The 13697-nt window shown below is 38.9% G+C and carries 10 protein-coding genes; 3 read left to right on the top strand and 7 right to left on the bottom strand.

Annotated features, from left to right (window positions below):
* Positions 1 to 7: 7 nt before the first annotated feature.
* From rplW to rpsL, 7 genes are all read right to left on the bottom strand, one after another.
* Complete coding sequence (gene rplW, locus GUB10_RS04840; protein WP_193710315.1) at positions 8 to 298, bottom strand: 50S ribosomal protein L23; 291 nt, start codon at positions 296 to 298, stop codon at positions 8 to 10.
* A gap of 5 nt (positions 299 to 303) precedes the next feature.
* Positions 304 to 933: a 50S ribosomal protein L4 gene (gene rplD, locus GUB10_RS04835; RefSeq protein ID WP_193710314.1), complete on the bottom strand. Its 630-nt coding sequence runs from the start codon at positions 931 to 933 to the stop codon at positions 304 to 306.
* Positions 933 to 1544, bottom strand: coding sequence for a 50S ribosomal protein L3 (gene rplC / locus GUB10_RS04830; RefSeq protein ID WP_193710313.1), 612 nt, complete (start codon positions 1542 to 1544; stop codon positions 933 to 935). Before rplC ends, rplD begins: the two co-directional genes overlap by 1 nt.
* 205 nt (positions 1545 to 1749) lie before the next feature.
* Positions 1750 to 2055: a 30S ribosomal protein S10 gene (rpsJ, locus tag GUB10_RS04825; RefSeq protein ID WP_037319211.1), complete on the bottom strand. Its 306-nt coding sequence runs from the start codon at positions 2053 to 2055 to the stop codon at positions 1750 to 1752.
* A gap of 10 nt (positions 2056 to 2065) precedes the next feature.
* The gene (gene fusA / locus GUB10_RS04820) at positions 2066 to 4174 is read right to left on the bottom strand and encodes an elongation factor G (protein ID WP_193710312.1); all 2109 of its coding nucleotides are present in this window, start codon (positions 4172 to 4174) and stop codon (positions 2066 to 2068) included.
* Positions 4175 to 4178: 4 nt separating this feature from the next.
* Positions 4179 to 4655, bottom strand: a complete 477-nt coding sequence (gene rpsG, locus GUB10_RS04815; RefSeq protein WP_193710311.1) for a 30S ribosomal protein S7 — start codon at positions 4653 to 4655, stop codon at positions 4179 to 4181.
* Between the two features lie 23 nt (positions 4656 to 4678).
* Positions 4679 to 5053, bottom strand: coding sequence for a 30S ribosomal protein S12 (gene rpsL / locus GUB10_RS04810; protein WP_193710310.1), 375 nt, complete (start codon positions 5051 to 5053; stop codon positions 4679 to 4681).
* 240 nt (positions 5054 to 5293) lie between these two features.
* Between rpsL and GUB10_RS04805 the strand changes: the two genes are divergently transcribed.
* The 3 genes from GUB10_RS04805 (at position 5294) to GUB10_RS04795 (ending at position 13690) form a co-directional block, all read left to right on the top strand.
* Complete coding sequence (locus tag GUB10_RS04805; protein ID WP_193710309.1) at positions 5294 to 8425, top strand: TonB-dependent receptor; 3132 nt, start codon at positions 5294 to 5296, stop codon at positions 8423 to 8425.
* A gap of 18 nt (positions 8426 to 8443) precedes the next feature.
* Positions 8444 to 10093 carry a RagB/SusD family nutrient uptake outer membrane protein gene (locus GUB10_RS04800; RefSeq protein ID WP_193710308.1) on the top strand — a complete coding sequence of 550 codons (1650 nt, stop codon included), beginning with the start codon at positions 8444 to 8446 and terminating at the stop codon, positions 10091 to 10093.
* Between the two features lie 324 nt (positions 10094 to 10417).
* Positions 10418 to 13690: a SusC/RagA family TonB-linked outer membrane protein gene (locus GUB10_RS04795; RefSeq protein ID WP_193710307.1), complete on the top strand. Its 3273-nt coding sequence runs from the start codon at positions 10418 to 10420 to the stop codon at positions 13688 to 13690.
* Positions 13691 to 13697: the final 7 nt, after the last annotated feature.

Raw genomic sequence — 13697 nt, 5'->3', positions numbered from 1 at the left:
TTTAATCTTAAAGATTACTATACAAATCAATAGTTTCACCTTCCGTCACCTGTACCAATGCTTTCTTATAAGCTTTGGTTTTACCAGTAATCATACCAGATTTTGTATATCTGGTTTTACGATCTGGACGGACATTTATAGTACGAACTTTTTCAACTGAAACTCCATAAGCAGCCTCAACTGCATTTTTAATTTCAATTTTATTCGCCTTATTATCTACCACAAAAGAAAAGCAGTTATTCAACTCGCTATCACCAGTGGCTTTTTCTGTAATAATTGGTTTTATCAAGATACTCATAAGGCTTATTTACTTAAATTCGACTCAATTCCTTCTAAAGAACCTTCAAGTAATACGATACTCTTTGCATTTAGAATTCCGTAAGTACTTAATTCTGAGGATCTTACAACCTCAAGTCCTTTTAAATTACGTGACGACAAATATACATTTTTATTTGAGTCACCCAACACTATAAGTGATTTTTTGCCCTGAATACCAAGGGATTCCAAAACATTAATCATACTTTTTGTCTTTGGCGCATCAAAAGAAAAATCTTCAACTACATAGATTGAGTTTCCTTTTGCCTTAATTGATAAGGCCGATTTTCTAGCAAGACGCTTTAAATTTTTATTTAATTTAAAACCGTAATTTCTTGGTCTAGGTCCAAAAACTCGTCCACCACCTTTAAAGATTGGAGACTTAATGCTACCTGCACGAGCCGTACCCGTACCTTTTTGCTTTTTAATCTTACGAGTACTACCCGCGATTTCAGCGCGCTCTTTAGCTTTATGAGTCCCCTGGCGTTGGTTAGCTAAATATTGCTTAACATCAAGATACACAGCGTGATCATTCGGCTCTATAGCGAAAACAGCATCAGAAAGCGTTGCTTTTCTACCTGTTTCTTTTCCTTTTATATCTAAAACTGCTACTTCCATTACTTACTAATGATTACGTATGAGTTTTTATGTCCTGGCACACATCCTTTTACAACTAAAAGGTTTTTATCTGCCACTACTTTTAAAACTCTCAGGTTTTCTACTTTTACTCTTTCTCCACCCATTCTACCGGCCATTTTCATTCCTTTGAAAACCCGTGCAGGGTAAGATGCTGCACCAATAGAACCAGGAGCTCTTAATCGGTTATGCTGCCCGTGCGTTTGCTGACCAACACCACCAAAGTTGTGCCTCTTTACAACACCCTGAAAGCCTTTACCCTTAGAAGTACCTGCAATATCTACAAACTCTCCCTCACTAAAGTGCTCTACAGTGATAGCGTCACCTAATTTATAATCTGCTTCAAATCCTTTGAATTCAACGACTTTACGCTTTGCAACGCTTCCTGCTTTTTTAGCATGCCCTTCAGCTGCTTTATTTACAGTCTTTTTGTCATCGAAACCAATTTGAAGTGCCTCATACCCGTCAACCTCTTTGGTTCTGACTTGGGTAACTACGCATGGACCTGCTTCGATAACGGTACAAGGGATATTCTTCCCATTCTCGTCAAAAATACTGGTCATGCCTATTTTTTTTCCTATTAACCCAGACATAATTAATTATTGATTATTACTTATTTATTTAAAAAAATTCAGGGCAGAAAAATACTTTCGCCCTGAATGTATCTTTCTTCCGTTTTTCCCTCGCCAACTGCTTAGGACATGTAATTCCCGATATACACCAGGAGATCCCGAAATAAGTCCGGGATGGATACTTCTAAACTTTTGCTTTATTTAAATTCACAAAAGTCAAGAATTATCACACTTTAATTTCTACTTCAACCCCACTCGGTAATTCAAGCTTCATCAACGCATCAATGGTTTTTGAAGAAGAACTGTAGATATCAAGAAGCCTTTTATAAGAACTCAATTGAAATTGCTCTCTGGCTTTTTTGTTTACGTGAGGAGAACGTAAAACAGTAAAAAGTTTTTTGTGGGTTGGCAAAGGAATTGGTCCTGTTACAACGGCACCTGTAGTTTTTACAGTTTTTACGATTTTCTCTGCAGATTTATCTACCAGATTGTGATCGTAGGATTTTAGTTTTATTCTGATTTTCTGACTCATTTTCCTAATATTATTCGTTTGTACCCTTTGCTGCCTTAATCACTTCTTCAGAAATATTAGAAGGAGTTTCAGCATAGTGAGAAAATTCCATCGTAGAAGTTGCTCTACCAGAAGACAATGTTCTTAATGTAGTAACATACCCAAACATTTCAGCTAAAGGCACTTCCGCTTTAATGATTTTAGCACCAGATCTATCTGACATACTGTTTACCTGACCTCTTCTTCTATTAAGGTCACCAACAATATCCCCCATATTTTCTTCTGGAGTAACCACTTCGTTTTTCATAATTGGCTCAAGAATTACAGCACCGGCCTTTTTAGCCGCAGCTTTGTAACCCATTTTAGCAGCCAATTCGAAAGAAAGCTGATCAGAATCCACAGGGTGAAATGATCCATCTTTCAAAACAACTTTAAGGGTATCCATTTGGAATCCAGCCAAAGGTCCATTCTTCATAGCTTCAGTAAATCCTTTTTCTACGGAAGGAATAAATTCCTTAGGAATACGTCCACCTTTAATTTCGTCAACAAACTGAAGCCCTTTTCCTTCAAAATCCTCATCAACAGGCCCCATTTCAAATACGATATCAGCAAATTTACCACGACCACCAGATTGCTTTTTATAAACTTCTCTATGATCTGCGTGCTTAGTTACTGTTTCTTTGTACTCTACCTGAGGTTGACCTTCGTTAACCTCTACTTTAAATTCTCTCTTTAAACGATCTACAAGAATTTCAATATGTAATTCACCCATACCTGAGATGATGGTTTGACCTGAAATCTCATCAGTCTTAACCTGGAAAGTAGGATCTTCTTCAGCCAGTTTAGCTAAAGCCATACCCATCTTATCAACATCAGCTTTCGTCTTAGGCTCTACCGCGATACCAATTACAGGCTCAGGAAAAGTCATAGACTCCAAAATAATTGGATGCTTCTCATCGGTAAGTGTATCTCCGGTTTTAATATCCTTAAAACCTACTGCAGCACCAATGTCACCAGCTTCAATCCTATTAATAGGCTCTTGCTTGTTCGAGTGCATTTGGTAAATACGAGAAATACGCTCTTTTTTTCCAGAACGGTTATTCAACACGTAAGAACCTGCATCCAACCCACCTGAATAAGCACGGAAAAATGCCAAACGACCAACAAAAGGATCGGTAGCAATTTTAAATGCCAATGCAGAGAAAGGAGAATCTACATGAGGCTTACGCGACTCTTCTTCTCCTGTTTCTGGATTAGTCCCAACGATAGCTTCTACATCTACCGGAGAAGGCATATACCTCATCACGGCATCAAGCATCGCCTGAACTCCTTTATTTTTAAAAGCAGAACCACACATCATAGGTATGATAGACATATCTATAGTTGCAGCCCTTAAAGCAGCTATAATCTCATCTTCAGTGATAGAATCTTCATCCTCAAAGAACTTCTCCATTAAGCTCTCATCATACTCTGCAACAGCTTCCACAAGCTCTGCACGGTATTTATTCACATCTTCCTGAAGTTCAGCAGGAATATCCACCTCGGTATAAGTCATTCCGAAGTTATCATCATCCCAAACTATTGCTTTCTTAGATATAAGATCTACAACCCCTTTAAAGTCAATTTCATCACCAATAGGCACTTGCAATGGCACAGGATTTCCACCCAACATTTCCCTAACCTGCTTACACACATTAAAGAAGTCAGCTCCCTGACGGTCCATTTTATTCACAAACCCTAAACGCGGTACTTTATATTTATCTGCCTGTCTCCAAACAGTTTCAGATTGAGGCTCAACACCATCAACAGCGCTAAACAAAGCCACAACACCGTCTAAAACACGTAAAGAACGCTCTACCTCAACAGTAAAGTCAACGTGACCGGGAGTATCAATAATGTTCACCACATACTCCTGATCTCTATAATTCCATGTACAATGTGTAGCGGCAGATGTAATAGTAATACCTCTCTCCTGCTCTTGCTCCATCCAGTCCATAGTTGCTGCACCCTCGTGAGTCTCACCAATTTTGTGATTCACTCCAGTGTAGAACAATATACGCTCTGTTGTTGTAGTTTTACCTGCATCAATATGAGCTGCAATTCCTATATTTCTGGTAAATTTTAAATCTCTTTGTGCCATTATTTTAGAATCTAAAGTGAGAGAATGCTTTATTAGCCTCAGCCATTTTATGAGTATCTACTCTTTTCTTAACCGCAGCACCTTCTTCTTTAGCAGCAGCAAGAATCTCAGCAGCTAATTTTTGCGCCATAGACTTCTCATTTCTCTTACGCGCAAAAGAAATCAACCACTTCATAGCAGTAGACACTTTTCTATCCGGTCTTATTTGCATTGGTATCTGAAACGTAGCACCTCCAACTCGTCTACTCCTAACTTCTACGTGAGGCATAACATTAGATAATGCATCTTTCCAAATCTCCAAACCGGTTTTTTCTTCGTCTTGTTTCTTCTCTTCTATAATAGCCACTGCATCATAGAAAATTTTAAAGGCAACCGATTTTTTACCATCCCACATCATCATGTTCACAAAACGTGTTACAAGCTGATCATTAAATTTTGGATCTGGTAAAAGCGGTCTTTTTTTCGCCTGTCTTTTTCTCATTTCTTTACATTAAAAGTTTTTAATTACTTTTTAGGGCGTTTGGCTCCATATTTAGACCTACGCTGAGTTCTACCTTCAACACCCGCAGTATCTAATGCACCGCGAACAATGTGGTATCTTACACCCGGTAAATCTTTTACCCTTCCACCTCTAACCAATACTATCGAGTGCTCTTGTAGATTATGACCCTCACCCGGAATGTAAGCATTCACTTCCTTTCCGTTAGTCAACCTAACCCTTGCTACTTTACGCATAGCCGAGTTTGGTTTTTTAGGTGTAGTAGTGTATACACGCGTACACACTCCTCTTCTTTGAGGGCACGAATCTAAAGCAGCCGATTTACTCTTCTTGGTCATCTGGGCTCTTCCTTTTCGTACTAATTGTGAAATTGTTGGCATAATTTCTTTTACCTAATTATTATTTAAAATTAATCCCCTATTTTTTCGGGTTTGCAAATGTAGAAATAAAAATATACTTATCAAACAATCAGCAATTTATTTCAAAAAAAATCCAAGAAAATAAAAGAACCCTTCACCAAACACAAAGCAAAACAAACCAAACAAAAAATAAACCTAAATACATACATTATTAATTATTTTTTATGATATTAGCTCAAGATAATTCAAACAAATGTTATAATGAAAGTAAAATTACTAAAACCACGTAGTATTTTGACATTACTTCTGGCGTTGATTGTGCAAATGAGTTATGCACAACAGAAGACTATCACCGGGACAGTAACAGATGAAGACAATCTTCCTCTACCCGGGGTAAATGTATTAAAGAAAGGGACATCAACCGGCACACAAACCGACTTTGACGGAAAGTACTCCATTCAAGCAGAACAAGGAGATGTGCTAGTTTTTTCTTTTCTAGGATTGGAGTCTAAAGAAATCACGGTTGGCTCCCCAAATATCATTGACGTAACACTGGGAAGCGATTCAGCCTCCTTAGATGAAGTGGTAGTTGTCGCGTACGGTACTTCAAGTGAAGCCGCTTTTACCGGTTCAGCAAATGTAATTGGATCAGCCGAATTGGAGCAACGAAACGTAACCTCTCCTATTGCGGCAATAGAAGGTAAAGCTACCGGAGTACAATTTACATCTCCATCTGGCCCTGGAGAATCTCCCGGAATAGTGATTAGAGGGGTTGGAACTTTAAACGGAGATACAGACCCACTGTACATTGTAGACGGGGTTCAATTTGAAGGTAATCTTAATGCGATTAACCAGGAAGATATACAATCGTTCACAGTTCTTAAAGATGCAGCTTCCACATCCCTGTATGGCTCAAGAGCTGCTAATGGTGTTGTAATAATCACCACCAAAAAAGGAACAGCCGGAGCAACCAAAATAAATGTTTCCGCTCAAACCGGTATGGTCACCAACGGTATTGAATTATACGACCAAATATCGCCGGGTGAATATTATGAAGTTATGTGGGAAGCACTTAAAAACTCAAGTGCTGGAGATGGAGATCCTGCATTTGCGAGTGCTAACATTTATAATCAATTAGGCTACAACCCGTTTAATGTTCCAAACGATGAAATAGTAGGAACAAATGGACAATTAAATCCCAATGCAGAGGTTATTTACAAAAGCCTGGATTGGTTTGAGGAATTACAACAAACCGGAATAAGAACAAATTACAACCTAAATGTATCGGCAGGTGGCGACGACCACACTGTATATTTTTCTGCTTCTTACTTAGATGAAGAAAGCTACGTTATTACCTCTGGATTTGACAGGTTAACAGCGCGACTTAACGCAGAGTTTGATATTAACGACAAACTTAAAGTTGGAGGTAATGCCAATATAGCCATTTCAGAAGCAAGGGGACCTAGTTCTGCCGGAACAGGAAGTATTGTTAATCCATTTGGTTTCGCTCTTGGCGTTGGATCTATATATCCGGTTTATGTTAACGATTTAGAAGGAAACATTGTTACCAATGATTTTGGACAGCCTGTTTTCGATAATGGAGAAGGGTATTCTGAGTTTAATATCGGTTCTAGACCTATCAATCAGGGAAGACATGCAATCCAGGAATTGGTTTTAAACAACGAAAGAGATAAAGACAACACCTACGGAATTAGGTTATTTGGAGAATACGAAATTCTGGACGGCCTTAATATCAGATTAAACTACGGCCGTGACATTAATGAATTATGGGAACGAGAATATGAAAATGCGATTATTGGTGATGCTCAGCCAGATGGAAGATTAAGCGAAGAAAGGGTAAGGCGCGATGTTGAAAACTTCAATCAAATCTTAACTTACAACAATAGTTTTGGCAATCATAACCTGGACATCACCGCAGGTCATGAAAGCTTTGAAAGAAGCTGGTCCAATATTGATGGACTTAAAACCATACAGGCTGCCAATGGTATTTATGAATTTGCAAATTTTTCTAATATTGTAGACCTTGATGGAGCCACTTTTGATAAAGCTATTGAAGGTTACTTCTTAAGAACTAATTACAATTTCAATGATAAGTATTATTTGAGTGGCTCTATAAGACGTGACGGATCATCGGTGTTTCAATCCGACAACCGCTGGGGAACATTCTACTCAGTTGGCGCCTCATGGCGTATTGACCAGGAAAATTTTATGAGCAATGTACCTTTTATAGACAAATTAAAAGTTCGCGGCTCTTATGGAGAAGTAGGAAACGATGATTTACTAGACAGTTATTTATCACAAGCAAGGTTTACAATTACCTCAAACGCAGCAGACCCTGCAATTCTTTTTACAGACATAGGAAACACCGACTTATTATGGGAAACCATTGAAACCTATGATGTAGCATTAGAGTTTGCATTATTCAATAACTTCCTGGAAGGATCTGTAGAATACTACAGAAAAAATTCAACCGATTTACTTTACAATTTACCGATTGCCCTTAGTAACGGCCTTAACCAGGTTCCAGTAAACCTGGGTGACATGTATAATTCAGGCTGGGAACTAGCTTTAACAGGAAATTTATTAAACAGAAATGGTTTTGATTGGGACCTTACCTTACAAGCCTCAACTTTTAAAAACGAAATCACCTCTTTACCAGATCCATTTGTAAATGGCAGTAAAAGATGGGCCGAAGGACGCTCAAGGTTTGACTTTTTCCTATTAAGAACAGCCGGGGTAGATCCTGAAACAGGAGATCAATTATTCTATTTATACGAAGATAATGCAGACGGCGAAAGCGTTCCTGTACTGGACGCACAAGGAAACATTGAAACTACAAGCAACTGGCAGGATACCCAGCAAGCCTACACCGGAGATTCATCTATTCCAGACTTGCTTGGCTCTATAGCTAATAGCTTTAGCTACAAAGGTTTCAATCTTGACTTTCTAATTACCTACGGCATTGGCGGAAGCGTACTAGATAACGCATATTCAAGTTTAATGCATAGCGGCAGTTATGGGAGATCCCTGCATCCGGATATTTTAAATGCCTGGAAACAACCGGGCGACATCACAGATGTCCCCAGATTAGAAAACGGGAATCCTGATTTAGTGAGAACACAATCAGATAGGTTCTTAACCGACGCTTCGTTTTGGGCTCTAAAAAACGTTAATCTTGGATACAGTTTTAATGCAAACGCTACCGATGCCTTAGGACTGGATAATTTAAGGGTATCCATTACTGGTGAGAACCTATTTTTAAGTAGCGAAAGAGCAGGCTTAGACCCTCAATACAATTTAGCCGGTACTCCTCCGGGAGATGACTTTTCCCCACCAAGAATTGTATCCCTAGGTTTAAATCTATCCTTTTAATAATTAAAAAATACGAGTATGTGTAATAAAATAAAATACATCCTATTGATGTTCCTTGCAATATCAATAACATCTTGCGAAGAGGAATTCCTCGACAGAACACCAACTGACGCTATTTCGGCATCAGATGCCCTGGCGAGCCAGGAGAACATGCAATTAGTCTTAAATGGAGTACACCGCGGCCTATACTCTCAATCACAGACCGTTTTCCCCGGAGGTAATAGCGCTAGGGCAAACAACCATTATTGGGTTCCGTTAGGGGATAATATAACCGGTGGTTTAATCCATTCGGCAAATGCCAACAACCTGTCATGGCGATCCGCTATGCAATGGAACGAACACACACAACCCACCTCACTCACGGTGGAATTACTGTGGTACCACCGTTACAACATAATTTTACATGCAAATTTATTGATCAATGGAATTACCAGTGGCGAATTAACAGAAACTCCTGAATTAAATTCCATTCTTGGGCAAGCTTATACCTATAGAGCCTACGCTTATTTATCATTGGTGCAGCATTTTGGAAGAGGATACTTAATTGGTGACCCGGCCACAGACCCAGGTGTACCATTATTGTTTTCTTCAGAATCACCTTTTACAAGCCAACCAAGATCCACTGTGGAGGAAATTTACACTCAAATTGGTTTAGATCTTAATGACGCAATTACCGCTTTTGAAAATGGTGCACCGAGACCTTCGGGGGGTGCTGAGGCCAAATCTCAATTAAACATCAATGTGGCCTACGGCCTTAAAGCACGGTGGGCATTATCTAAAGGAGATTGGCAAACTGCCGCCGATGCCGCTGTAAAAGCCAGAGAAGGCTACCCATTATTAAACGAAAGCGATTGGAAAGCTGGTTTTTACACCAACGATCTTTCTGAAGTTATTTGGGGAAGTCATGTTATTCAGGCCGAAACCACTTTCTTTAGATCTTATTTCTATTTAGCGAGCAACACCTTTAACGGTAGCCAAATTAGAAACAATCCTAAAATTGCAGATCGAAGATTGGTTGATGCTATTCCAGACACAGACTACAGAGGCGATGTGTTTTTACCAGATGCCCCTAACTCAAATACTTCTGCAGCCAACGGTAATGGCGGTTGGGCAAATAACACCAATCCGCTTTACACGACCGAAGATGAGTTTGATGCTGCCATAGCTGAAATTAAAAGTGAGTACGGACTGGTTTCAGGACATAATACCCACCCATACATGCACTTTAAACTAAAACAAGCTAATCCCGGCACCATAGATCCAGATGATATTATTTACATGCGTTCTTCAGAAATGTACCTAATTGAAGCAGAAGCTAAGTTAATGATGGATGACCTGGATGGAGCCAAGGAAGCATTACGACCATTGGCCGAGGCAAGGGACAGTGCCTGGAATGCCGATGACTTCACTACTGAAGATGATTTCTTTGAACATCTAAAATTTCAGTGGCGCCTGGAAATGTGGGGTGAAGGTTTTGGATATACTAATCATATTAGATGGGATGAAGGTATTGACCACGCCGCAGACGGAGGTTCCGGAGCTTCTGAAGTTCTTTACCAGAATGCTTACCAGGTAGAGAAACCTTCTTTAAACGACGACTGGGTCTTTAAAATTCCACTGGCAGAAATTAATGCTAACCCAAATCTATCTACATCTGATCAAAATTAATTTTTAATCATTTTTATTTCTCAAAAGTCCCCGGCTTCAAAACCCGGGGACTTTTTTATTTCTAATGATTTTCTATTTTTTTCGAGAAGACTAATTTTTTAACTAAAATTTTATTATTTCCTCTTTAACATATTCAAAAATAAATATCTCAACTAAACACCCTTTTAACATTTTAACCCGCAAAGCTGAACCCCTGAAACCAAACTTTCTATGCATAAATATTAACATTTCCTTAAAATTACTGCGGATATTTAAAAGTAAAAGTTTGTTTTATTAACCATTTATTAGCACATTTGGCATTGGCTAATTCAAACAAATTTTACAATGAAAACAAAGTTTAGTAGTATTCTAACACTATTATTAGTGTTAGTTGTGCAAATTACTTTTGCACAAGAACGAACGATTACCGGTACGGTAGTCGATGAAGATGGGTTACCCCTTCCGGGCGTAACCGTTTTGATTAAGGGCACCAACACAGGTACCCAAACAGATTTTGACGGAAATTATTCCATCACCGCTTCACAAGGTGATGTTTTAGTTTACTCCTTCATTGGAATGCAAACATCAGAATATACTGTAGGAAATAATGACACAATAGACGTGACATTAACTACAGATTCTTCACAATTAGATGAGGTTGTAGTAACTGCACTTGGTATTGAAAGAGAGAAAAAATCTCTTGGTTATGCTACTCAGGAAGTAGATGGTAGCGAAGTTTCTGATGTACCAACCCAGAACTTCGTAAACTCTCTTTCTGGTAAAGTTGCAGGTCTTAAAGTATCATCTACTGGTACTTTAGGAGGATCTTCCAATGTAGTAATTCGTGGTAACTCCTCTTTAACAGGAAACAACCAGGCTTTATTCGTAATTGATGGTACTCCAGTAAGTAACGCCAACAATAACCGCTCTGGACAGGATTCTGGTAGAGGTGGTTATGATTACGGTAACGCTGCTTCAGACATCAACCCAAATGATATTGCTTCTATAAACATTTTAAAAGGTGCGGCTGCAACTGCATTATATGGTGCCAGAGCGGCAAATGGAGCGGTAATCATTGAAACCAAAAAAGGTAGAAAAGGGAAGGGCATTGGAGTTTCTGTGAGCTCAACACTTATGACTACTCACGTAAATGATAACACGCTTCCGGAATATCAGGATCAATATGGTGCTGGTTACGGGGCATACTATCAATCTGAGGACGGATATTTTAACCTTTCTGATATTGATGGTGATGGGAACCCAGACCTAACAACTCCATTTACAGAGGATGCCTCTTTTGGAGGAAGGTTTGATGGACGACCAGTATACCAGTGGAATTCGATATATCCACAATTGGAAGGAACCGACTATGATTTCTACCAGCAAGCTACCCCTTGGGAAGCTGGAGAACATACTCCAAATGACATATGGGAAACCGGTTATACCGCAATTAACTCTATAGCTCTAGACGGAGGAACAGATAAAAGTTCATTCCGATTAAGTGCCACAAACTTTAATCAACAGGGTAACTTACCTAATAGCCGTATTAAAAGAAATACTTTAAAGTTTAGCGGCCAGCATGAATTTACAGATAAATTTTCTGCACAAGCTAATATTTCCTATACTAAAACAGACGGTAAAGGCCGATATGGCACCGGGTATAGCTCGGGTAACCTAATGCAACAATTTAGACAATGGTGGCAAACTAATGTAGATCTTTACGACCAAAGAGATGCATATTTTGCAACAAGGGAAAACATTACGTGGAACCCGAACGGGCCAGATAATCTTTCTCCTATCTACTCTGACAACCCATACTGGACACTTTACGAAAACTATCAAACAGATACTCGTAACAGATATTTTGGTAACATCAACCTTAACTACGAGATAAGCGATGTTTTTAGCGTATTAGGAAGGTTCTCTTTTGATACTTTTGATGAATTACAGGAAGAAAGAATAAATGTTGGAAGTGCAGATATCGCATCTTATTCGCGATTTAACAATAGAGCGGCCGAATACAACTACGATCTTATTCTTAATTTTAACAAAGATGTTACCGAGGATCTTAACCTGGATGGTAACATAGGTTTTAACTTACGTAGAAACGAAAGCAACTACATACTTGCTGAAACCAATGGTGGCTTAAATGCACCTGGATTTTATGCTTTGAGCAATTCAGCTTCTCCTATGAATCCGCCGGAAGAATATGAAAGCGACAGAATGTTAGACGGTATATACGCAAGAGCCGGACTGGGATATTTAGACACCTATTTTTTAGAAGGTACTATTAGAAGAGACCGTTCTTCTACGCTTCCAAAAGAAAACAACACTTTCTATTATCCTTCTATTTCCACCAGTGTTATCCTTTCCAATGTTATAGATGCCAACTGGTTAAGTTTCGCTAAACTTAGAGCCAACTATGCAGAAGTAGGTAATGACACTGACCCTTATAGAGTTTTTAACACTTACGAAATCTCTGCCCCATTTGGATCTGCAGGATGGGCTAGTAACAATTCACAATTAGCTAACCTGGCTCTAGATCCAGAACGTATGAAGTCTTATGAAATAGGTCTGGAGGCAAACTTCTTTGATAGAAGAGTAGGTTTTGATGTGTCTTACTATAATTCTCAAACCGAGAATCAAATTACCCCAGTACCAGTTTCAACAGCAACAGGATTTCAAACAAAATTACTGAATGCCGGAACTATTGAAAATAAAGGTATTGAAGCTTCTGTAACCCTTAACCCAATTAGAACAGAAGATTTCAACTGGACTATGAATATTAATTGGGCTAAAAATAGAAGTGAAGTTCTTGAATTAACCGATGGAATTGACAACCTTCAATTAAACCCTGTAAGCCTTCAAGGTGGGGTTTCAATAAACGCAGCCCCAGGGCAGCCTTACGGTGCGATTAGAGGTACTGCTTATGTGTACGATGATAACGGAAACCGTGTAATTACAGATGCTGGTTATTACGAAAGAACACCAAACGCGAATTATATTATTGGTAATATTCAGCCAGATTGGACAGGTGGTGTATCTAACTCTATTTCGTACAAAAATCTTACCTTAAGCTTTCTAGTAGATGTACAAAAAGGCGGAGATGTTTTCTCCCTAGATACCTGGTATGGACGCGCGACTGGAATTTACGCAAGTAGTGTTGGGACTAACGACCTTGGAAACCCAATGAGAAATACCATTGCAAATGGTGGTGGTGTAATTCTTGACGGAGTTCAGGGTGATGTATCTTACAACGATGATGGTACTTATGAAGTAACCAACACTTCTCCAAATACCACTAGAGCAAGAACAGATTACTTTGGTAATCCTTATGGATATGGTAGAGATGCCAACGAAGGTCACGTATATGATGCTTCGTTTGTAAAACTTAGAGAAGCTAGCTTAACCTATAATTTTGGTTCCAACATTATAGATGCAACTCCATTTACCAATGCATCTCTTTCTATAATTGGTCGAAATCTTTGGATAATTCACAAGAACATGCCTTATTCTGATCCAGAAGCAGGGCTTAGTTCAGGAAACGTTCAGGGATACCAGTCTGGTGCCTATCCCGCAGTAAGAGAAATTGGTGCTAGTCTTAAATTTAACTTTTAATTAAAAA

Origin of the sequence: Salegentibacter sp. BLCTC (assembly GCF_015143665.1) — a bacterium.
Taxonomy (GTDB): Bacteria; Bacteroidota; Bacteroidia; order Flavobacteriales; family Flavobacteriaceae; genus Salegentibacter; species Salegentibacter maritimus.
Note: the sequence above shows the minus strand (reverse complement) of the source record. Positions and strands in the feature narration are given on the sequence as shown.